Origin of the sequence: Candidatus Competibacter denitrificans Run_A_D11 (assembly GCF_001051235.1) — a bacterium.
GTDB lineage: Bacteria > Pseudomonadota > Gammaproteobacteria > Competibacterales > Competibacteraceae > Competibacter_A > Competibacter_A denitrificans.
In genome coordinates, this window is the sequence record NZ_CBTJ020000101.1 from 32490 (window position 1) to 54093 (window position 21604).

Here is a 21604-nt window from a genome sequence, read left to right on the forward strand (position 1 = left end):
ACTCTTACCAATAAATTGTCAATATGCTTACGGTTACTTACGAAGCGTTGGATAGTAAGATTTCTTACATGGCGGATAACGACATTGGCTACCGCATCAAGCAAGCGCGACTGGCATTTAGACCAAGGAAGTTAACTCAGCAGCAGTTAGCGGACTTGGTGAACGTCTCACGCCCTGCCGTTACGCAATGGGAAACAGGCGAAACCAAGTCATTGGATGGCGAAAACTTACACAGAGTCGCAGCGGCGCTTAGAGTCTCCATTGAATGGCTGCTATACGGCAGGGGAAGCGGCCCAGCCGACCAACCCCCTGTGATCTACGAACCCTCCAACGTCTTGCCCGGACCCCCCATTCGGGGCATGGTGCCCATCATCTCTTGGGTGAGCGCGGGCCGCTGGCGGGAGCCGGATGTTGCGCTAGATGAGCCGCTGGAGTGGCTACCGGTTACCTTCAAAACGCCCAATGTCTTCGGTTTGCGGGTTGACGGGGATTCCATGGAGCCGGATTTTCCACCGGGAACCATTATTTTTGTTGACCCTGACCGCAAAGCCGAGGCGATGAACCTTGTGATTGCCCTCAATGGCGACGATGAGGCGACCTTTAAGCGACTGACCAAGGAAGGCGGCGTCTGGTATCTCACGCCCCTCAATCCACGCTATCCGCTGCAAAAACTGGATTCGCTTTGCAAAATCATCGGTGTGGTCATCATGGCGTCGCGGTGGACGGTCTAGCGTGTCGTCTGGAGCGGCGCAAGGGGAAGAGGTAGCAGCGGGAAGTTATTTCAGTTGGTGTATTTAAATTGGCGGTGCGGGTGGTTTCTGAAAGTTAACCTATAAGTTAAACTATGTGAAACTTCTTAAGCTATTTCATCATCAAAATACCATTCTTGCCCCATTCGAGCGGGCGAATGATGTTATCTACATACCTGCGCTTAGCGATCTCAAAAGCATTGATTCTGCGCATCAAGCTAGCGCAATCGGACTTCGGGCGATACTTCAGCGTTATGCAGAGGGCGGCCGGCTCAGACTGAACTCTGAAATTTTTCACCAGGCTAAAACAGGGACAAACGTTTGGCGATTCTCTAAAGGCAGGGTGCGACTTTACTGCTTCCTGGACGATTGGCGCTTGGTGATCCTGAGTCACAGCGTGATCAAAAAACAACAAGCAACTGATAAAGCGGATATTGATAGCGTCTTGAAGCTGCAAGCTGCTTATCAGCGAGACAAACAACTGGGAAATCTGGAATTCTGTGAGGTGCAAGATGTCGATGGATGCTCTGAATTGGTTTATTGGCTTAGAAAATGACCAGGACTACTGCGTCGAAAGCGCAAAAATCGATTTTGCCGTTGCCTTAGAGCATCTAATGGAGTCTCAAGGGTTACGTAAAGTCGATCTGGCAGAGCGCATTGGGGCAAGCTCTGCTTATATCACCAAGGTGATGCGCGGTGATGCCAATCTCACCATCAGAACGATGGCCTTGTTGGCTAGGGCGGCTGGAGGAAAGCTATGCATACACGTAGCGCGCGATAGCGCCAAGGTACGATGGGTTGAGTCTTTCTCCTCTCCGAAGATGCCTGTAGCGAGTAGCAAAGTGTGGATTTCAGCCCAGAAACCTCTTTCTCAGAAAGCGTTTGATCTGGAAACAAGCGATGACCAGCTACCCTTGGCAGCTTGAAGAACTCTCTTTCTCGCATCAAGAGGTGCGGGCCAACCCGACGCATGATCCTAAGCAGGATCAAAAAGGCAGCCCGTTCCATATTGAGGCTAATGAGCTGACGATTAATGACCGTAAGAACGCCATTGCTGTACAGGTCAGCATTAAAGTTGACGAGACGCACGACAGTAATGCGGCCTACTTTGTTGTTCTAACGGCCTTCGCCGTTTTGCTCACTGATCAGGAAATGACCGAGCAGCTACGTCACCAAGGACTTAGCACCGGCCTCAACATACTCATTGGTGCGATGCGCGAACGACTTGCAACGCTAACAGCGCGCGGCCCTTGGGGCGTTTCTCTCCTTGGGCCAATTCCTATGGCTATGGTCAAGCCCTCCGCGCCCACGGCCCCCTAGATCAATTCTTTCCAGCCACCCCGCCCCTACGCGGGGTTTTTTATTGCATGAAAAAGTAAGCTTGCTTTCTTATGTAAGTTAGCTTACTATTGCTCTCAACCCGCCACCCACCTACCCGGATGACGGGCCAAATCCTCCAATGGTGGTTATTCCCGCCTCGCAAGGGGCGGGCTTTTTGAAGGAACGAGAATGAGAGACGTAAACACAAGCCCAGCGCGAAAGTGCAGGCAGGTTGTCATCGGCGGGACACAGGAGCAACTGCGGGATGCGTTTGCGCAATACGAAAGACCGGCCAATTTTAAGGCCGGTGACCTGGTGACCTGGAAACCAGGGATGAAAAACAGGAATTTCCCAGCCAATGGGGCGCCGGTCGTGGTAATCCAAGTGCTTGCTGAGCCTGTATTCGGCGGCACGAATTACGAGGGCAGCGTGGAGTTCCGCGAGCCGCTAACGCTCAGGATCGGCTGCCTCGATGAGAACGATGGCGAGTTCATGGTTTTTCACGTCGATGGCGCTCGGTTTGAGCTATACGACACCGCCGAATAACAGCGACGGCCCGCCGATGCGGGCTTTTTGAGAGGAATGAGCCATGCAGCAGTACAAAGAAATGTTGATTGCGAGAGAGGTAGAGGAAATCAAGAAAGAGCTAGACCGCCGGGCCGCACTGGAACGTGATGCGTGCCTGGCGTTCTGGCGGGAACTGGCCATCGCTGATCAGCGGAAAGAGGTAGCGGCATGATCCTCACCTATGACTTTGCAACCGTAGAAATCAACGGGCAATCCTACGATGCCAGGGTCTATTACGACGAAGCCCCGGATGGGGTGGATGTCTACGCGGTCAAGGCGTTACGTCAAGTCGCCAAGGCTGGAGACTACTGGTACGACCGCAACGGGGACGGCCACCAAGGGCCGCACTTTGTGGAAACAGACGTGACCGAGTTTGTGGACGTACAGCACTACAAGGAAGAAGTAGAGGACTACTTAAAACAATTCACGCATCAGAAACCTCAGCGGCTGAGGTTGGCGGCCTAATGAAAAACCGCCTTTGGTGTGACAGCACCAAGGCGGCCTTATCGGAGAGAAACAGATGCACATTGCTGAGTTAGAGCGTACCCCAAATTTAGTAGCGGCGCAATTTTTACCAGAGAGGCAACGCCGCCGCTTAGATCGGATGGTTGGGCGGGCGATTCATCGCGCAAGCCGACCGCTTCAGAAAGCGATGAAGGACGCGAGAAAGGCAGCGGTCAGCGATTTATTAGCCTACGAAGACACTCTATGCGCTCAGGCGACCGCCCTGGAGGATTTGCCATGGTAGCCAAGCCGTGTCCAATTTGCGGGTCAGCACCAAGGCTGATCATCTTTATCCCCAATGAGCACCAGTACGAGTGCGCATCCATGGAGTGCGACAAAGGCGTTTACGAGTTCGTGGAAGCCGCCATACCAGAGGAACAGTGTCCGCTAACAATCTGCCGGACCCCGGCGACAGCGCTTGAGCAGTGGAATCAGTGCGTCGATTTATACCTCGAACACCATCAAGCCGCTGTCGCGGCCTAACCGGAGCGCCCGGCCGCAAGGTCGGGCTGACCCCCATGAGATACAAAAAACAATCGCCCGTGACACGGGCCGAAGTCACGCCAAAGATTCTGGCCGCCATTGAGCGCACGGAGAACAAGCCGCCGCACCTGGTGCGTGATCTCTTGCACCTTGACGAAGTGCAAGAGTTCATCCACCCCGACACACGCGGGCCACAAACGCCAGCGGGCTACGCCACACCGGTTGGGCACTTCATCGATCCCGAAACCGCTGTTGTCGCCCGTGCACTGGTCGGCGTCATGCTGGTGGTGGTCGGCTTCGTCCTTGGCAAAGTTTTTTAGGAGACGACATGTCTGAGCAACAGCAAGCCCCTGATATGCAAGCAGCGCTCTTGGCGCTGCTCTCTCAAGCGCAGCAGCAACCGGCAGCTGTTAATTCTGCGGGGGGTTGGACGCAACCAGCCCCAACCGCTGCCTTGCCCATCACCGGCATCTCAATCCCGGTCAAGATCGAGACGCCTATCGGCTCAGTGCGGGTAGACCTGCACTTACCCGCCGAATGCGGCCAATCCCCCCAAGCACTGTTGGCGGCCATCCAAGGGCTAGCCAATGCCGGATATCCCGTCGATGCCTGGCAGCCGCGTAATCAAGATGGTGGTAACGGCTGGGGCGGTAACGGCGGAAACTCCGGTGGTTGGGGTGGTCGCTCCGGTGGTTATGGTGGTGGCGGCTACAGCGGGAACCGTGGCGGTTACAACGGCGGGAGGCGCTGGTCATGATGGGCATTGTTCCGATTGTGGCGCATAGCACGGAGCCAGCCCGTTACGCCGTCATGGATATTGAGACGGCAGACGCCGACGAATCAGCGGTTGCAGTGGCCAAGGAGCTACTCAAGGCTCCAAAAAATTGGAAAGCGGAGACAGTGGAGCGTAAGCGACCCGAGCGAGAAGCGGCAATAGAGCGGAAAGCGGCGCTGCTTGATGCCTCTCCCATCACCTGCTTGAGCTTAAAAACAGACCGCATAGCCGTCCTCTTCAACGGCATGGGCAATGATTCCTTTGATATCCCTGGCTGGGTGGTGTTGCCTTGTGAGGACGAAAAAGGATTGCTCATGACGCTGCGGGTCTTGCTGAACGCCAGCACCTGTCAAAGCACGGAGCTAGTCGGCCAAAATTTTGGCTTTGATATCGGCAAGCTGCGCAATGCCTACATGCGCCACCGCCTCTATTTGCCGTGTGCGTTGATGCCTGGCGATGGTTCGCCCCCGATGTTCGATCTAATGCGCCAGATTCGCTATTTCTCGACCGAATATCACAACGAACCCTTCGTTTCGCTGGAAGTCATCGCTCGCATCCTTGGTCTGCCACAACCGAAGCAAGTCATTAAAGGGTCGGACTGCCCACGGCTTTACAAAGAAGGGCGCTATCAGGAAATCCTGATTTACAACGCCATTGATGCCGAAACAACCGAGCGAGCCTACCTACTTATGACTGGCAACGCTCCGGATTTGGCATGACCAAATGTCCGCCCCACCCCTCAGCAACCCCCACCACGCCGCTACGATGGCCGCTCAGGCGCCAGCGGGTGGGGATTTTATCGACGATATTCCGTTTTGATGACCAGCCAATCTCAGGAGTTGCAATAGGTATGAGCACGTTTTTGGTTACATTCGGGCAGAGGTACAGAACGGAAGCGCACCCGACTTTTGGAGAGTTCTCGTCTCTCCCGGATGGCTGGGTTGAGGTTGACGCGCTGACTCACTCTGAGGCAAGGGATAAAGTCAACAGCGCAATCGGAGCAACGTATTCCATGATCTACACCGCCGAAAATTTCAGCCCTGAGCTTTTTCCGTCCGGTTGTCTTGGGAAAATTTAGGGAGGGGATTGCTTTGAATAACGCTGATTTAATCGACTGTGACGCATTAGTGGCCGAACTAAACCGGAAATACGAACGCTGGAATCTTTATCGCATCAAATTCGGCTTTGCGATTACGCTGCGCAACAACAAATATGTAGTGGATGCCTATACCGTAGATGACCCACTGCTGAGCGAGTGCCTAAGAAAGGCCGTCGCTATCGTCCCAATCCCGCGTATCCCACCGCGCCCGCCTGAAACGCCCGTACTGGAGGCGTTTCATAATCATGGCAAGCAATGGATCGTGCTCGATAAAGACCGCTATTACCAGCCGGTCTATTGCCTCTCACAAAAAGAAGCCGAAGCCAAGGTACCGGAACTGCTCGAAATAGCGAAAAAGCGGAAATTAGAATGGGATGATCGATATCTTGAACTCGTGCGAAACGGACAGCACGGGGTTGATTTCCTTTTTACAAAGGACCCGGAGATTAAGATCCAGTGAAAATAACCGGCAAATTAATATGGCTCGGCACGCCAGAAAGCCAAGAGACCGCAATGATCGTGATTGCTACCGAGCGTGGGGATATTGTCATCCCGTGCGCTCAACACGAGGCTGTGCAATGCGCGTCGCTACTCTTTGAGCAGGTTGAAATCCACCTCTGTAAAGCGGCGGTCATGGGGGAAAGCAATGAGTGAATTAAATAGCGCTATTGGCTCTCTCTACGATCTCAAGCCCGGCGATACGGTGTTGGTGGAAATGGATGTCGCTGGTCATGTTAACCCAGACCTGAGCTACGATATCGTTAGCCGGGTTACAGCGCGTCTCATTTATGTTGATGGCCACAGCAGGCCGTATTACAAAAAAACTGGGCAAATGAAAGGAAGCAGTCGATACCGCATCGCGCCCTACGATGAGAAGCGCTATGACGATTTTATGTCAAGCCAACGAGCGAAGCTTAACAAAGCGCGACTGCTTGACAAGATCAGGGGAACTGCTGAGCGCATGTCAATAGACGAGCTTGAGCGATTGGCGAAAACGATGGGGATTGAGCCGTAATGACTGACATCCTCACCCTCAAAGAGGCCGCTAAATTGCTCCGGTGCAGCACGGAGACGGTGCGCCGGCGCGTCAAAGCCAAAATCATTCCGGGACGACTCGGCTTAGGCGGATGGCGGTTTTCGCGTGCGGCACTGGTAGACTATATCGCAACACGGGAGGAGGAGCCGCAGAGCACAGCATGGGTCTCTACAAACGCGACGGGTCGCATTACTGGTGGGCGCGCATTACGGTCAACGGCCGCACAGTGCGCGAAAGTACTGGGACTGCCGATGAGCGGGCCGCAGAGGAGTGGATCGCCCGGCGTCGCGCCGAACTCTGGCGGCAGGTGCAATTTGGCGAGCGTCCGATCTATCGTTGGGAGGACGCCATCATCAAATGGCTAGAGGAGGCTAAACACAAAAAGGACTGGCGCGGGGATCGCCAGCGATTAGCCCTGCTCTACCCTGCCCTACAAGGCCAGCCGCTGGGCGCCATCACCCATGATCGGCTCTCTAAAATCCTCACCAGCCATCCCCAACTCAAAACACCAGGCGCGCGCAATCGCTACCGCGCCACCATCAGGGCCATCCTCCGCAAAGCCGAACGTGAGTGGGAGTGGCTCGATAAAGCCCCCATCATCCGGCTGGAACGCGAGCCGCCTAGTCCCGGCCGCTGGATTACCCGCGAAGAAGCTACCCGGCTCATTGCCGTCGCACCCCCTCACTTGCAGCCGGTCATCCGGTTTGCGCTCGCTACGGGGCTGCGCAAATCCAATCTGCTAGGACTGCGCTGGGATCATATTGATTTGGCCCGCCGGCAACTGTGGGTCACGCCCGATGATGCCAAGGGCGGCAAAGCCATCGGCCTCCCGCTCAATGGGCTGGCGATGACCGTATTAAATGCGTGTCGAGGCCACCACCCAGACTACGTGTTTACCGTGGAGGGTCGCCCCTACCGCTGGATTGATCATCGCACCTGGCAGCGGGTGTGTGCGGATGCGGGGGTGCCTGGGTTGCGCATCCACGATCTACGCCACACCTGGGCATCGTGGCTGGCACAGGCTGGCGTTGATCCGCAACACCTCAAAATGCTGGGTGGTTGGTCTACGCTCGCCATGGTCGAACGGTACTCACATCTCAATGTCGAGCATCTGCGAGAGGCCGCAGAACGGATACCCGACACATTATCAGCACAGTCCGATATTGCCGATTTTTCGGCCTACCGGAATGGGAGGATAACCTGTTGATTTGGCGGAGAGGGTGGGATTCGAACCCACGTGGGGTGGTTAGACCCCCATCCGATTTCGAGTCGGCGCCGTTGTGACCGCTTCGGTACCTCTCCAGAAAAGGATTTGGAGCAAATGCGAAAGAGCTTTATATTGTACTGTATCGCCAAATTTTGCCAATCCCTATTGATTGTTTCCTTGGTATAAAACCTTTAAACAAAAATCTCGCTCGGCCGGCAAAGACGCAATGAAACAGGTCTCTCAACTTAGCTACGATTTTCGGTCTGTCAATTCACCAACTGACCGCCATGACGCCGCCGGTCGCCCCCTGGTGGCTGATTTGATTACACACAGCAAAGCTTTTTGGCGCAAGGTGCGCAATGCTCTGCCGAAGTGGCAACGCCGACACGTTCCCGTAGCGCCCGCTGTACCTTCCGAGCCACCCGTTGAACTGGCTGAACCTGCTCAACCTGCTGCTCAACCCCCAGCCCGATTCCAAGACCACCTTCTCCATTGGCTGAAGCGGTTTGCACTCTATTTGAGCGCGGTTATAGCCGCTTGCGCGATAGCCATCGGCTTTTTCCGACAAATTCCGTTATTGCAAGATTTACCACAACTCGTAAAAAACATCAGTGATCCACAAGCTGCGCGTTTGGCCCCAGTAGCGCCAACACCGCCGGCAGTCTCGGTACCTGAAACCAGTCCACCACCAGCGGCACCAGCGGCACCAGCGGTTGCGCAGGCTCCGCTCGCATCGCAACAGGCACCCATCACCCCGCAGGTCTTGCCCACCGAGACCCCAGCCACGCAAGTGCCGCCGGAACAGATCGGCGCTATCACCGTTACGACGACATTACCGGAATCAATGACGGCTCCGGCTCCCGCTAACGACCCGAACGCCACCGGACAACCATCCGCAGCCGTACCCGAGCAAGCGAATGCAGCGGCTGCGCAAGCTAATCCTTCGACGCCAGCTTCGACGCCACAACCTGATGCAGCGACTGCCGAAAGCGCTCCGGCCGTGGCGCCGCAACAAGAAATCCAGCAATTACTGGTTGACGCCCAGCAACAAATGGCCAACCGAAAGTTCATCTCTCCGCCCAGCGGCAACGCGCTGCAAAGCTATCAGCGCGTTCTTGAGCTTGAACCGACCAATCCGGTCGCTACTGAAGGCATCCAGCGCATTAGCACATACTACCAAGACATCGCTAAGCAGAGCCTACAACAAGGCCGAATCGACGAAGGTTTGGCCTACATTAACCGAGGTCTGCGGGCCACGCCTAAAAGCGCCACCCTTTTAGGTTTGCGGCGAGAAGCCCGTTTGGCCAAACAGCGACAAGAAGAGCAGCGGCAAGCCGTGTTACTGGAGGAAAGGCGGCAACAAGAAACCGCCGATCTTGTAAGGCGGCGTCAAGAAGATCTGATACAACCCACGCAAACACAACAGCCTAACCAGACTCAGCCTGCTCAGCAGCCTGCCCAGCCAAACCGCGAGATTCGCGTGATACCCCGTCAGTCGCTGCCAAGACCCCCTCAATCCTGGGGACAGCGCGCACCTCAAGCACCCTCTTTCAACGAAAGCGGGTTCAATCAGCGCTGAGGGTAAACGGATCGCCAGGGGATGGCCTAGCACGTCGGGCGCGGAAAAAATCGCGCAGTAGCGCTCCACATTCTTCCGCTAGCACTTCACCACAAACCTCGGCACGATGATTCAGCACCGGCGATTTCAGTAAATTAAACACCGAACCGGCCGAGCCAGCGCGTGGGTCGGGAGCGCCAAACACCACCCGCCCGACGCGCGCTTGCACCAGAGCGCCGGCACACATGGGGCATGGTTCCAGGGTGACGTACAAGGTGCTGTCAAGCAATCGGTAGTTGCCGATGCGCCTGCCAGCCGACCGCAGCGCTATGACTTCGGCGTGGGCAGTGGGATCGCAGGCACCAATGGACTGATTCCAACCTTCACCGATGGCTTCACCCAAGCGCACCAGCACCGCGCCAACCGGCACTTCGCCGACAGCCGCAGCTCGCACAGCCAAGCCCAGCGCAACACGCATCCAGTGCCGATCCTGGCTCTCGATCTGTGCCAAATCCTCATCCATCGCTCAAACGGGTCCATTCGGACTCACTGAATCGACGGATCTATCGAGCGTCAAACGCACCGCGCGCGCCAGATCGTGTTTCAGGAAGGGCTTCTCCAGTAGCGAACACTTCAGAGGTTTCAGGCTCGCTTCGATACAATCGGTATAGCCGGACATACAGAGAATCTTGAGAGTCGGTCGCCGCTTCCGAGCCTCGGTCACTAAATCAAAGCCGCTGAGTCCTCCCGGCATTGTCATATCGCTCAGCAACAGATCCAGTGAAGTATCGATCTCTAGAATCTCCAGGGCCATCTTGCCGTTGGCCGCCTCGCGCACGGTATAACCTAATCCCAGCAATGCACGCGCGACGAAATAGCGGATATCCGGGTCATCTTCCACCAACAGAATCGACTCCCGACCGCGCAGTGGGCTTTCACTGGCAGGGATTGCCGCTGAAACCGGCGCTTGCGCCTTCGCCTTGGATATATAACGCGGCAGATACAATTCCACTGTGGTGCCGCTGCCTATCTGGCTGTGAATTCGCACATGGCCACCGGATTGCTGCACGAATCCATACACCATGCTCAAGCCCAACCCAGTACCATCACCGACTCCTTTGGTGGTAAAAAACGGCTCGAAGGCTTGTTCCAGCACCGCCGGGGCCATGCCGGTACCGGTGTCAGCCACGCTGAAACGAACGTAGTCGCCCGGCATGACATCGGGATAGCGGCCGGCGTAAGCCTGATCGAGTGTCACGTTGACCGCTTCGATTCGCAATTGACCACCACCTGGCATGGCATCACGGGCATTGATCGCCAGATTGAGAGCCGCGTTGGCGAGCTGGCCAGGATCGACCCAAATAGCCCACACGGAATCGTCGGCCAGCGTTTCCAGCTCAATGCTCGGACCCAAGGTCCGCTTTAGCAGTTCTGCGATTTCCTGTAATTGCTGGTGCGGCAACAACAAGCACGGCTGAAGCGTTTGCCGCCGGGAAAAAGCCAGTAAGCGGCGCGTAAGATCGGCGCCGCGCCGCGCCGCATTCATCGCGGTGCTGATCGCCTTGTACTGTTCGGGCTGTTCACACAAAACCTCCTCGACGGCGGCAAGGTTGCCAAGGATGACAGTCAGCAGATTATTGAAGTCGTGGGCGATACCCCCGGTCAACTGGCCAACCGCTTTCAGTTTTTGTGCCTGATTGAGCGCCATTTGCGTTTGCCGGAACTCGGTCAAATCCTCACCGAGCACAAAACAGCCCACCACGCGCTCTGCGCCATGTCGTGTGCGCTCGGTGATATGGGGAATGAAATAGGAGCGGACATACATCCGGCCGGTGGGGGTGGCCAGTTCGTACTCGACATGGGTGCTTTGGCCATCGAATGCCGTCGCCAGGTGGCCCCGCAACCGGCGGGCCAAGGCTGGCTCCAGCACATCCCCAAACGGCTGACCGAGAAACGCCTCGGCCGGCAGCCCAAACCATTCGGCGTGCTTTTGATTGACGAACACATAGCGCTGCCGGTCGTCCAGATAAGCGATCAAAACCGGCACGGTATCGGTGATCAGACGCACCCGATTTTCGCTTTCGCGCAGGGCGGTGTGAATGCGTTGGCGCTCTTCAATCTCGCGCGTGAGTTGGGCATTGAGCGCTTGCAGCTCAGCGGTGCGCTCGCGGACTCGCTCTTCCAATTGTTCATAGCTAGCGCGCAAGGCCAGCTCGGCGTGCTGGCGGGCGGTGATATCTTCGTAGAGGGTGATAAACCCGCCATCGTCGATGGGTTCACCGCGAATTTTTAATACGGTGCCATCGGGGCGAGTACGCTCGAAACTGTGGCTTTGAAATTGCCTCGCCAAATCAAGCCGTTCCGCGACCAGCGTCGCCGGATCGCCAGGGCCATATTCACCGCGCCGCGCGTTGTAATCGAACAGCACGGCGAACGGTAGGCCAACCTGGAGTAATTCCGGTGGAAAACCCAACAGCTCGGCAAAGCGGCAATTCCAGACTTGCAAGCGCAGATCTTTGTCAACGATGCTGATCGCTTCACGCAAATGATCCAGGCTGGCCAGCGTCCACAGGCCCCGCTCGGTATCTGGCAATCCGCGCAATTCGGGTGGCGATTTTTCGGGCGATTCGCACATGAGAGCGACCCTCCGTCAACCTCATTCCCACTCAATGGTCGCCGGTGGCTTGCCTGAGATATCGTAGACCACTCTGGAAATACCGGGCACCTCGTTGATGATCCGGCGCGAGACCAAATCCAAAAACTCATACGGTAGCTGCGCCCAGCGGGCGGTCATGAAATCGACCGTTTCCACCGCTCGCAAGGCGATGACATAATCGTACCGGCGGCCATCGCCCATCACCCCAACTGATTTGATCGGCAGGAATACCGCAAACGCCTGGCTGGTCTTGGCGTAAAGCTCATGCCGGTAAAGCTCCTCAATGAACAGATGGTCAGCCCGGCGCAGCAAATCAGCAGAGTCCTTGCGCACCTCGCCCAAAATGCGAACCCCCAGCCCAGGGCCGGGGAAAGGATGGCGATAGACCATCTCCGAGGGCAGACCCAGTTCCACACCCAAGCGCCGCACTTCGTCCTTGAACAGTTCACGCAGTGGCTCAATCAGCTTCATGCGCATCGCCGCCGGCAGGCCGCCCACATTATGGTGGGATTTGATGACGTGCGCCTTGCCGGTTTTGGCGCCGGCCGATTCGATGACATCCGGGTAAATGGTGCCTTGCGCCAACCATTTGATGTTGCGCAGTTTGGTGGCTTCTTCTTCGAAAATCTCCACAAACAGCGCCCCGATGATTTTGCGCTTTTGCTCTGGATCGGTGATGCCGCTGAGGGCGGCCAGAAACCGGTGTTCGGCATCCACCCGGATCACTCGTACCCCAAGATGCTGGCCGAAGGTGCGCATGACCTGATCGCCCTCGTGCAGACGCAGTAAGCCCGTATCGACAAACACGCAGGTCAATTGATCACCGATAGCCCGGTGTAGCAAGGCGGCGACCACCGAGGAATCGACCCCGCCGGAAAGCCCCAGCAGCACGTCATCATCACCGGCTTGCGAACGGATAGCGGCAATGCTGTCTTCAATGATGTTGCCGGTGGTCCACAACGCCTCACAACCACACAGATCCAGCACGAAACGGCGCAGAATGCGCTCACCCTGCCGGGTATGGGTCACCTCAGGATGGAATTGCACGCCGTACCAGCGCCGCTCTTCGTCGGCCATGCCGGCGATAGGGCAAGTTGCGGTACTGGCGATTCGGGTAAATCCCGGAGGCAACGCGCTGACCCGATCCCCATGGCTCATCCAGACATCCAGCAAACCGTACCCTTCCGGGCTGGCGTGGTCTTCAATATCCCGCAACAAAGCGGAATGGGCATGAGCACGAATCTGGGCGTAACCGAATTCACGGTGGCCTGCTGCTTCAACCGCACCGCCCAGTTGCACAGTCATGGTTTGCATACCATAGCAAATACCCAGCAGCGGAACGCCGAGGTCGAACACCACTTGCGGCGCGCGCGGGCCATCCGCCACAGTAGTCGATTCCGGACCACCCGATAAAATGATGCCGCGCGGATGAAAGGCGCGTAGCGCAGCCGGCTCGGCATCGTAGGGATGAATCTCGCAATAAACACCGATTTCTCGCACGCGGCGTGCAATTAACTGCGTGTATTGAGCGCCGAAGTCGAGAATCAAAATACGGTCGAGATGAATATCGCGAGCGGTCATAGCATCATTTCCTACCCCCGTAACGGGGAAGAGCGCATGGTGTGGTGGGGTAATTGGAAGTTCTCAATCAACCCGATAGTTCGGCGCTTCCTTGGTAATCGTCACGTCGTGGACGTGGCTTTCCCGCATCCCGGCGCTGGTTACCCGCGTAAAGGCCGGCTTGACCCGCATTTCAGCGATATTTTGACAACCGACATAGCCCATGCTGGAGCGCAACCCACCCATCAATTGATTGATGATCGCCAGCACGCTGCCTTTGTAAGGCACTCGCCCCTCAATGCCTTCCGGTACCAATTTCTCGACCGCGCTGCCTTCTTGAAAATAGCGGTCGCTGGAGCCGTGCTGCTGGGTCATCGCGCCGATGGAACCCATGCCCCGGTAAGATTTATAGGAGCGGCCCTGAAACAGCTCGACTTCACCGGGTGCTTCCTCAGTCCCTGCAAACAGGCTGCCGATCATGACCGTATGAGCGCCGGCGGCGACCGCCTTGGCCAGATCGCCGGAGTAGCGAACCCCACCATCGGCGATGACCGGTACATCGGTATCGCGCAACGCCTCGGCGACATTGGCGACCGCGCTGATCTGAGGCACACCGACCCCCGCGATGATGCGGGTGGTACAGATTGAGCCGGGACCAATGCCCACCTTCACCGCATCCGCGCCCGCTTCCACCAGATCACGGGCGGCGGCGGCGGTAGCGATATTGCCGCCAATGACCTGTACTTTCGGGTAGCGGGTCTTGATCCAGCGCACCCGATCCAGCACATTGCGGGAATGACCATGCGCAGTATCGACTACGATCACGTCGATATCCGCCCCCACCAGCGCCGCGACGCGCTCTTCGGTATCACCGCCGGTGCCGACCGCCGCGCCAACCCGCAACCGACCCCACTCATCCTTGCAGGCAATGGGGTAATCGCTGGATTTCTGGATATCCTTGACCGTGATCATGCCACGCAATTGAAAGCGGTCATTGACGACCAGCACTTTTTCAATGCGATATTTGTGCAACAGTTCGACCACCTCGCCACGCCCAGACCCTTCTCGCACGGTCACCAACCGTTCCTTGGGGGTCATGATGGTGCTGACCGGCGCATCCAAATTATCTTCGAACCGCAAATCGCGGCTGGTCACAATACCGACCAGATCCTCCCCAGCCACCACCGGCACGCCAGAGATATGATGAGCGCGGGTCAGGGCCAAAACCTCACGAATGGTGGTCGTCGGCGCCGTCACGATAGGATCGGTGATCACCCCGCTTTCGTACTTCTTGACCCGCCGAACTGCTTGGGCCTGTTTTTCAACGGGCATATTCTTATGGATAATGCCGATGCCACCTTCCTGCGCTAGCGCGATGGCCAGCCGCGATTCCGTGACGGTATCCATCGCTGCCGAAAGCAATGGAATATTCAGGGTGATAGCCCGCGTTAGGTGGGTTCTCAGGCTTACGTCCTTGGGCAGCACCGCAGAATAATCGGGAAGCAGGAGAACATCGTCGAAGGTTAAAGCTTCTTGCACAATGCGCATGGCGGCGGAGCCTCAGAACTTAGCTAAATAAAGCAAGTTAGTTTACGTTAAGCACCGGCAGACGGTAAACAACGGATGCACGGCCCATAAGAGCGAGACCGCTTGCCATTTTCAGTTATTTATCAATAGGGATAGCTACGATTCAACCTGTGAAAATCCAAAATACGGCGCTCTATACGAAAGGGTGAAATTTTCTGATGGCTACTCGTGAGACCTATACCGTTTCTCGCTTGAACCAGGAAGCGCGCACGCTGTTGGAAGGGCAATTCGCTTCATTGTGGGTCGAAGGTGAGGTATCGAATTTAACGCGCCCCTCTTCCGGGCATCTTTACTTCTCGCTAAAAGATGCCCGCGCGCAAATCCGTTGTGCGCTCTTTCAAAATCGAGCGTTCTTATTCCGCGACTGCCCGCATAACGGTCAGCAGGTCTTGGTGCGGGGCCGAGTTAGTCTGTACGAGCCGCGTGGTGATTATCAAATCATCGTTGATTACGTGGAAGAAGCGGGAGCCGGTGCATTGCAGCGCGCTTACGACGCATTGCGTCTTAAGTTGGAACGAGAAGGATTGTTCGCACCCGAACGCAAGCGACCCCTACCCGCCTTTCCTCGCCAAATCGGCGTCATCACCTCGCCGACCGGCGCGGCAATCCGTGATGTCCTGGCGACATTACGTCGGCGCTGCCCCAGTCTGCCGGTGCTGGTCTATCCGGTGCCAGTCCAAGGCGAAGGCGCGGCCGCGCACATCACCCGTACCCTGCACCTCGCAGCCCAGCGCCAGGATTGCGATGTCTTGCTGCTGGTAAGGGGTGGCGGCTCGCTGGAGGATTTGGCCACCTTCAACGACGAAACGGTGGTTCGGGCGATTTGCCAATGCTCTATCCCGGTCGTGGCGGGGATCGGCCACGAAACCGATGTCACTATCGCCGATTTTGCCGCCGACGCCCGTGCCGCTACCCCAACGGCCGCCGCCGCTCTAGCCGGCCCCGACATGCTGGCGTGGCTTGTAAAAATCGGCTCGCTCGACGAGCGTTTACAGCGCGCGATACAACAAGCGCTGCATCGCCAGCGCCGACATCTGCATGGCTTGCAGCAGCGCCTGGTTCGGCAGGAGCCACGCCGCCGCCTGCTAAGCCACACCCAGCGTGTCGATGAACTGGATCAGCGCCTGCGGCAAGCGCTATATCAGCAGATGAACCGTGAACGGATTGCCCTCAACGGCTTAGCCGGGCGTTTGGGCGCGCGGGCGCTCGCCGACCGCGTGCGTACCCAGCGTCGGCAATGGGAACAACTGGCCGGGCGTTTGGGTCACGCGATGCACCAGCGCGTGCGGGTCGCCGCGCAGCGCAACCAAACCCTCAGCGGCCAACTCCAGGTCCTCAGCCCATTGGCAACCTTAGAGCGCGGCTACGCCATCCTGCGGCGACCAACCGATAGAGCTATCTTGCGCCGAGCCAGTCAAACCACAGTCGGTGAAACCCTGGAAGTGCTGTTGAGTGAAGGCCGCTTGCACTGTGAAATCACTGCCCTTTCTGGGGTAGACTTCCCGAACACGCCACCCACGTATCGCCAACCGACTTGACGCCCTTTTCGGTCAGATACCGGGAAATCGCCCTTCAGCCGCGCCATAATCATTTCATTTGCTCCCGCCACCGGGATTTGCCCACATGGCTTCCTCATCAGAACAAGAACGCCGCCAACATCATCGCATCCGCTTCCCGATCTCGGAGCGACCCGCTTTTTTGATCGCGAGCCAATCCTTTGCCGTGATCGATGTCTCGGCCCGCGGCTTACACTACGTCATGACTGAGCCACCATTGCCCGCGATGCGTGAGAATATCAGTGGTATCCTGCAATTCCGGCGAGGGACGCGGGTTGCCGTCGAAGGCGTGGTAGTGCGCTCTCAAAATGAACGGGTGGCCCTCCACCTCAACCGAGAAATTCCCTTTTCAATCCTTTTGGCTGAGCAACGCTACTTGCATGCTCGCTATCCGATGTGGTCTTGAGTAACCACTCCCTCACCCTTGCAGGACACCCGCTATGGAGCTAGAAATTCTCAGCCGTCGCCCGGAAACAGCCCCTAACGGGCCACCGCTCCTGTTCTTGCACGGTTCCTTTACCGATGCCCGCGTCTGGGAGGTCTACTTTTTGCCTTTTTTCGCGCAAAAAGGTTATGAAGCGCACGCCCTTAGCCTGCGTGGCCACGGTCGCAGCGAGGGTCGCCCGAATTTGCACATCTGGCGATTAGCGGATTACGTCACCGATCTGGCCCAAGCAGCGGCTAAACTGACCCAACCGCCGATCATCATTGGCCATTCGATGGGCGGCATGGTCGTCCAGAAATATCTGGAAAACTCACCCCGGATTGCGGGCGTTATCTTGATGGCCTCGGTACCGCCGCAAGGCTTGCTGCCTTCCAATCTGCACATGGCCATGCGCCATCCTTTCCTGTTCCAGCAAATGGCGCTCTTTTCACTGCTGGGTCCAAATTATGGCTCAATCGATATGATGCGGCGTCTGCTGTTTTCCCCGGATATACCGAACGCGAAGCTGCATGAGTATTTCCATTATATGCAGGCCGAATCGCAGGTGGTGTCGCTGGACATGATGGGCCTGAACCCGTTGCGCTTGAAACCGGGGCAAGCGACGAACACACCGCTGCTGGTCTTGGGAGCGCAACGCGACACGTTCATCTCGCCGGCGCTGATCCGGGAAACGGCCCGTTTCTATCAGGCCGAGCATCACATTCTCCCCAATATGGCGCACGCGATGATGCTGGAGGAGAACTGGCGCGATGCGGCCGATTATCTGTTGAGCTGGATTGAGCGAGCCGTGACAAATCCGAGCGAAGCCGCCACAGCGTAAAACGCGGCCTCGACACCGATCCTCTCGCCGGATCACCCAGCCCGTGTCAGCCGTCACGCAATAGTCGGCGCAGGATTTTGCCGACGTTGCTCTTGGGCAATTCGCTGCGAAATTCGACTCGACGCGGCAGCTTGTAGCCGGTCAAATGCTCGCGGCAATGGGCGATCAGCGCATCGGCAGTCAGCGCCGGATCTTTTTTCACAACCACGATCTTGACCGCCTCGCCCGATTTTTCATCCGGCACTCCGACGGCGGCCACTTCCCGTACACCGGGATGGCGGGCGACGACATCCTCCACCTCGTTAGGGTAGACGTTAAAGCCGGAGACGAGAATCATGTCCTTTTTGCGGTCTACGATGCGGATATAGCCGAGTTTATCGACATAGGCGATGTCGCCAGTCCGCAGATAACCATCATCGGTCATCACCTTGGCGGTCTCTTCCGGGCGGTTCCAGTAGCCGTACATTACCTGCGGGCCACGCACGCAAAGCTCGCCGGTTTGATCCTCACCAATGCCGCGCTTGCGGTTTTCATCGTCAAGAATCGCCACGTCGGTGGAAGGCAGCGGCAACCCGATGCTGCCGTTGTAATCGACCAAGGTGAGTGGATTGATGCAGACGGCCGGCGAGGTTTCGGTCAAGCCATAGGCCTCAATCAACGGCATTCCGGTCACCTGGCGCCAGTTTTCGGCCACTGCTCGCTGCACGGCCATACCACCGCCCAGGCTCACTTTGAGGGTGCTAAAATCCAGTTGCGCAAAACCCGGCACATGGAGCAAGCCGTTGAACAGCGTGTTGACACCGGTGATGATGGTAAAACGGATCTTGCTCAGTTCCTTGACCAGACCCGGCAAATCGCGGGGATTGGTGATCAGGATATTCTCGCCGCCCAACTTCATGAAAGTCAGGCAGTTCGCGGTGAGCGAAAAGATGTGATAGAGCGGCAAGGCGGTGATCACAACTTCTTCTCCCAGCCGCAAAAAAGGGTACAACCACGCCGAGGCTTGCTGCAAATTGGCGACCAGATTCCCGTGGGTCAGCATGGCACCTTTCGCCACCCCAGTAGTCCCGCCTGTGTATTGGAGAAATGCCAGATCGTCGTGGCCGAGCGGTGTGTCGGTCAAAGCCTGGCCACTGCCGGCTTTAAGCGCCGCGCGGAATGAGATCGTGCCGGGAATATGCCACGCGGGCACCAGCTTTTTCACATATTTGATTGCGAAATTAACCAACAGCCGTTTGGGCATGGGTAACAAATCGCCCAACTGGGTCATCACGACGGTTTTAAGCGGGGTTTTAGCGATCACCTCTTGTAGGGTGTGAGCAAAATTTTCGGCGATCACAATGGCGGTCGCGCCGGAATCGATCAACTGATGTTCCAGTTCTCGCGGTGTATAGAGCGGATTGACGTTCACCACCACCATGCCAACGCGCAGCACGCCGAATACGGCGACCACGTATTGCAGGAGATTGGGCATCATCAGCGCGATGCGGTCACCTTTTTGCAGCCCCTGCCTTTGCAGAAAAGCCCCAAAATCTCGGCTAAGGCGCTCAACATCCCGATAGCGCAGTGTCATGCCCAGGTTGGAATACGCCGGCCGTTCGGCGTAACGGGCACAACTTTTTTCGAGGATATCCTTGAGCGAGCTAAATTCGTTCAGATCAATTTCCGCCGGTATGCCGGGGGGATACTCTTTGAGCCAGATTTTTTCCACGCCACACTCCTCGCTATTGGGGATCACGTTATGAAAGGGGTACATCCGTTTTTATCAGTATGGCTGAACTTCGCCTTGCCGGAGATAGAGAACATGCCGGGGCTGAGGTTTTTGCAATCATCACAGCCAATTCGACCCTGCAATTGGATAGCCTCCCTTGACTGCGCCGGCCAGATCAGAAACCCACCTGAATCAGTAGCAAATTTGACCTAAACTTCTGTCAAATCTCCGTCAAGTCAACCCATCATACCCAGCGAGAGCACAAGCCATGAACCTGAAAATCGGCGATCCCGCCCCGATGTTTTCGGCCACGGCCACCGATGGTAGCCAGATCAAGCTGTCCGATTATCTAGGCACCAAATTGATCCTGTACTTCTATCCAATGGACGACACCCCTGGCTGCACCAAACAGGCGTGTTCCCTGCGTGACTACCACCAAGAAATCCTCGATAAGGGTGCTGCGATTCTTGGTGTCTCTACCCAAGATACCGACTCGCACCGGCGCTTCACCGAAAAGTATGGCATCAACTTTCCGTTGCTGGCCGATACCGACAGTGCGGTAGCCACGGCCTATGGGGCGCTGGGTAGTAGCGGCTTGATCGGCGCAGCGAAAAGCCTGTTCGGGGTCGCCAACCGAATGACCTTTATCATTAATGAAAGTGGCCGTATCGCCCATATCATTGACAAGCCCGACTGCGCCAATCACGCTGAGCAAGTCCTCAAGCTACTGTAAACTTCCTGTTGGCCAACTTTGGTACTCATCGACCACAATCGACCACAATAGTGATTCGTGTGCCTAGAGGATTGCTTGTCGCCAGCCCCTGGCGACATAATTACGTTACGCTGGTATTCGATGTAGCCGTTTCGCCGCGGTTTAACCGCACGGTGGTAGCGTTCGGCCACCTCTCCCACCCATTGCGGCCCATTAGCAAGGAGTCCCGCATGTCCGGGCAATATCGTGGTAAAAACCACTGCTTTGTCGGCTGGCACGGAACCCGATTCCGGCCGACCCGGCAACACCGATACGCTATCTGCGGCCAACACATGCGGTTATTCGCTAAAATCGATGACCTTGCTGCCAAACCTTTGGAGAACTGGGTGTGATTTCGCCTGAACCGGCCACTCTTCCTCAATGGGAACGGGGCGTTGCCAGCGAACAAGGCAGTCGCCACGAACAGCAAGATCGCTGGGGCATTTTTTGCGCTCCAGATCAGCAGGGGCTTCTCGCGGTCGTGGCCGATGGCATGGGGGGGCACCTGGACGGCGCCCTGGGCGCTCAGATCGTCGTCGATTCTGCGCGCCATTTCGCACAAAATTCGCTCAAATTGCTGCGCTCCGATCCACTGACCGCCTTAGAATCGCTGAATCGACAGATACACGACAGCATTAACCGCCAATCGGAAACAGCCCGCAGCACTGTCGTGATGGTATGGCTAGAACGGGACCGTGCCCACTGGCTGAATATCGGTGACAGCCGTCTCTACCATTTCCGGGGCGGTCGGCGGCTCATGCGTACTCGCGATCATTCCGCTGTGCAATTGCTGATGGATCTTGGCGAGATTGAGGAATCGCAGATGGCGAGCCACCCCGCCCAGAATCGCCTCTACCGCTGTCTTGGGGGACCCGATGATCCCAAGCCCGACAAGGGACACTTTTCAATCCAGTCCGGTGATGTATTGGCCCTGTGTTCGGACGGAGTCTGGGAATATGTGAGCGAATCAGAGCTGTGGGAAGCCACCCTCGCCAGCGGCCCGGTCACCGCAGCCGATGCACTGGCTACGCAAGCGGTCCAGCGTGGCGGGGCTAGCGCCGATAATGCCACCCTTATCCTGTTGCGCGGCAATATTGGAACGAGCACACCTACGCAATGGTTACAGGATGTGTCGGCCAAATTCGCGGGGCTGTTTAACCGCGCCCGCCAGTAGCATTCGGCAATGCTGCGCCACCGCTCGCACTCGCGCTCAACGACTT

At 56.9% G+C, this 21604-nt stretch carries 27 protein-coding genes, 1 tRNA gene and 1 pseudogene; 23 read left to right on the top strand and 6 right to left on the bottom strand.

Annotation, left to right across the window (positions count from 1 at the left end; all coding sequences use genetic code 11):
- The first annotated feature begins 23 nt into the window (after positions 1-23).
- The 17 genes and pseudogenes from BN873_RS15805 to BN873_RS15880 all read left to right on the top strand — a co-directional run bounded on the left by BN873_RS15805 (position 24) and on the right by BN873_RS15880 (position 7740).
- Entirely contained in the window at positions 24-731 is a 708-nt protein-coding gene (locus tag BN873_RS15805; protein ID WP_082161345.1) for a LexA family protein, read from the top strand.
- 115 nt (positions 732-846) lie between these two features.
- Positions 847-1305 carry a type II toxin-antitoxin system RelE/ParE family toxin gene (locus BN873_RS19705; protein WP_082161346.1) on the top strand — a complete coding sequence of 153 codons (459 nt, stop codon included), beginning with the start codon at positions 847-849 and terminating at the stop codon, positions 1303-1305.
- Positions 1262-1675: a helix-turn-helix domain-containing protein gene (locus BN873_RS15815; protein WP_048675960.1), complete on the top strand. Its 414-nt coding sequence runs from the start codon at positions 1262-1264 to the stop codon at positions 1673-1675. Before BN873_RS19705 ends, BN873_RS15815 begins: the two co-directional genes overlap by 44 nt.
- Positions 1650-2069, top strand: a complete 420-nt coding sequence (locus tag BN873_RS15820; RefSeq protein ID WP_048675963.1) for a hypothetical protein — start codon at positions 1650-1652, stop codon at positions 2067-2069. Before BN873_RS15815 ends, BN873_RS15820 begins: the two co-directional genes overlap by 26 nt.
- 189 nt (positions 2070-2258) lie before the next feature.
- A complete protein-coding gene (locus BN873_RS15825; RefSeq protein ID WP_053085423.1) occupies positions 2259-2615 on the top strand; it encodes a hypothetical protein in 357 nt (118 codons plus the stop codon).
- Between the two features lie 43 nt (positions 2616-2658).
- The gene (locus BN873_RS20530; RefSeq protein ID WP_171820506.1) at positions 2659-2808 is read left to right on the top strand and encodes a hypothetical protein; all 150 of its coding nucleotides are present in this window, start codon (positions 2659-2661) and stop codon (positions 2806-2808) included.
- Positions 2805-3101: a hypothetical protein gene (locus BN873_RS15830; protein ID WP_048675965.1), complete on the top strand. Its 297-nt coding sequence runs from the start codon at positions 2805-2807 to the stop codon at positions 3099-3101. Before BN873_RS20530 ends, BN873_RS15830 begins: the two co-directional genes overlap by 4 nt.
- Positions 3102-3156: 55 nt before the next feature.
- Positions 3157-3384 (top strand): hypothetical protein, encoded by a 228-nt coding sequence (locus BN873_RS15835; RefSeq protein ID WP_048675968.1) that lies wholly within the window; start codon positions 3157-3159, stop codon positions 3382-3384.
- Between the two features lie 80 nt (positions 3385-3464).
- Positions 3465-3623, top strand: coding sequence for a hypothetical protein (locus BN873_RS20535; RefSeq protein WP_171820507.1), 159 nt, complete (start codon positions 3465-3467; stop codon positions 3621-3623).
- 35 nt (positions 3624-3658) lie between these two features.
- Positions 3659-3943, top strand: a complete 285-nt coding sequence (locus BN873_RS15845; RefSeq protein ID WP_048675974.1) for a hypothetical protein — start codon at positions 3659-3661, stop codon at positions 3941-3943.
- Positions 3944-3951: 8 nt separating this feature from the next.
- Positions 3952-4380 carry a hypothetical protein gene (locus tag BN873_RS20665; RefSeq protein ID WP_053085424.1) on the top strand — a complete coding sequence of 143 codons (429 nt, stop codon included), beginning with the start codon at positions 3952-3954 and terminating at the stop codon, positions 4378-4380.
- Positions 4377-5117, top strand: coding sequence for a hypothetical protein (locus BN873_RS15855; RefSeq protein ID WP_048675976.1), 741 nt, complete (start codon positions 4377-4379; stop codon positions 5115-5117). Before BN873_RS20665 ends, BN873_RS15855 begins: the two co-directional genes overlap by 4 nt.
- 372 nt (positions 5118-5489) lie before the next feature.
- Positions 5490-5957, top strand: coding sequence for a hypothetical protein (locus BN873_RS15865; protein ID WP_048675981.1), 468 nt, complete (start codon positions 5490-5492; stop codon positions 5955-5957).
- A gap of 53 nt (positions 5958-6010) precedes the next feature.
- A complete protein-coding gene (locus BN873_RS20540) occupies positions 6011-6151 on the top strand; it encodes a hypothetical protein (protein ID WP_171820508.1) in 141 nt (46 codons plus the stop codon).
- Positions 6144-6512 carry a beta barrel domain-containing protein gene (locus BN873_RS15875; RefSeq protein ID WP_048675987.1) on the top strand — a complete coding sequence of 123 codons (369 nt, stop codon included), beginning with the start codon at positions 6144-6146 and terminating at the stop codon, positions 6510-6512. The genes BN873_RS20540 and BN873_RS15875 overlap by 8 nt, the downstream gene beginning before the upstream one ends.
- Positions 6512-6658, top strand: a pseudogene (locus tag BN873_RS21395) (helix-turn-helix domain-containing protein); the annotation flags it as partial. The gene BN873_RS15875 and the pseudogene BN873_RS21395, both read left to right, overlap by 1 nt.
- A 35-nt stretch (positions 6659-6693) precedes the next feature.
- Positions 6694-7740 carry a tyrosine-type recombinase/integrase gene (locus tag BN873_RS15880; RefSeq protein ID WP_048675990.1) on the top strand — a complete coding sequence of 349 codons (1047 nt, stop codon included), beginning with the start codon at positions 6694-6696 and terminating at the stop codon, positions 7738-7740.
- A gap of 2 nt (positions 7741-7742) precedes the next feature.
- On the opposite strand, the gene BN873_RS15885 is transcribed toward BN873_RS15880, so the two are convergent.
- Positions 7743-7835: transfer RNA gene (locus BN873_RS15885), tRNA-Ser, on the bottom strand.
- Positions 7836-7966: 131 nt separating this feature from the next.
- On the opposite strand from BN873_RS15885, the gene BN873_RS15890 reads away from it, so the two are divergent.
- A complete protein-coding gene (locus BN873_RS15890) occupies positions 7967-9319 on the top strand; it encodes a hypothetical protein (RefSeq protein WP_048675991.1) in 1353 nt (450 codons plus the stop codon).
- Here the strand turns inward: BN873_RS15890 and tadA are convergent.
- From tadA to guaB, 4 genes are all read right to left on the bottom strand, one after another.
- Positions 9306-9821 carry a tRNA adenosine(34) deaminase TadA gene (gene tadA, locus BN873_RS15895; protein WP_048675994.1) on the bottom strand — a complete coding sequence of 172 codons (516 nt, stop codon included), beginning with the start codon at positions 9819-9821 and terminating at the stop codon, positions 9306-9308. The genes BN873_RS15890 and tadA overlap by 14 nt on opposite strands.
- 3 nt (positions 9822-9824) lie before the next feature.
- Positions 9825-11933, bottom strand: coding sequence for a PAS-domain containing protein (locus BN873_RS15900; protein WP_048675997.1), 2109 nt, complete (start codon positions 11931-11933; stop codon positions 9825-9827).
- Between the two features lie 21 nt (positions 11934-11954).
- On the bottom strand, positions 11955-13535 hold the full coding sequence (gene guaA / locus BN873_RS15905) for a glutamine-hydrolyzing GMP synthase (RefSeq protein ID WP_048675999.1): 1581 nt from the start codon (positions 13533-13535) through the stop codon (positions 11955-11957).
- A 63-nt stretch (positions 13536-13598) separates the two neighbouring features.
- Positions 13599-15062, bottom strand: coding sequence for an IMP dehydrogenase (gene guaB, locus BN873_RS15910; RefSeq protein ID WP_048676002.1), 1464 nt, complete (start codon positions 15060-15062; stop codon positions 13599-13601).
- Positions 15063-15259: 197 nt separating this feature from the next.
- Here guaB and xseA point away from each other — a divergent pair, with 197 nt between their 5' ends.
- The 3 genes from xseA to BN873_RS15925 all read left to right on the top strand — a co-directional run bounded on the left by xseA (position 15260) and on the right by BN873_RS15925 (position 17922).
- Positions 15260-16639 (top strand): exodeoxyribonuclease VII large subunit, encoded by a 1380-nt coding sequence (gene xseA, locus BN873_RS15915; RefSeq protein WP_048676004.1) that lies wholly within the window; start codon positions 15260-15262, stop codon positions 16637-16639.
- A gap of 85 nt (positions 16640-16724) precedes the next feature.
- Entirely contained in the window at positions 16725-17063 is a 339-nt protein-coding gene (locus BN873_RS15920) for a PilZ domain-containing protein (RefSeq protein ID WP_048676005.1), read from the top strand.
- Between the two features lie 34 nt (positions 17064-17097).
- A complete protein-coding gene (locus BN873_RS15925; RefSeq protein WP_048676008.1) occupies positions 17098-17922 on the top strand; it encodes an alpha/beta hydrolase in 825 nt (274 codons plus the stop codon).
- Between the two features lie 46 nt (positions 17923-17968).
- Here the strand turns inward: BN873_RS15925 and BN873_RS15930 are convergent, their stop codons facing one another.
- A complete protein-coding gene (locus BN873_RS15930) occupies positions 17969-19633 on the bottom strand; it encodes an AMP-binding protein (RefSeq protein WP_048676210.1) in 1665 nt (554 codons plus the stop codon).
- A gap of 268 nt (positions 19634-19901) precedes the next feature.
- On the opposite strand from BN873_RS15930, the gene BN873_RS15935 reads away from it, so the two are divergent.
- Together BN873_RS15935 and BN873_RS15940 are read left to right on the top strand one after the other, a co-directional pair.
- A complete protein-coding gene (locus BN873_RS15935) occupies positions 19902-20366 on the top strand; it encodes a peroxiredoxin (RefSeq protein WP_048676011.1) in 465 nt (154 codons plus the stop codon).
- Between the two features lie 367 nt (positions 20367-20733).
- Positions 20734-21558 (top strand): PP2C family protein-serine/threonine phosphatase, encoded by an 825-nt coding sequence (locus BN873_RS15940; protein WP_048676012.1) that lies wholly within the window; start codon positions 20734-20736, stop codon positions 21556-21558.
- The last annotated feature ends 46 nt before the right edge of the window (positions 21559-21604 follow it).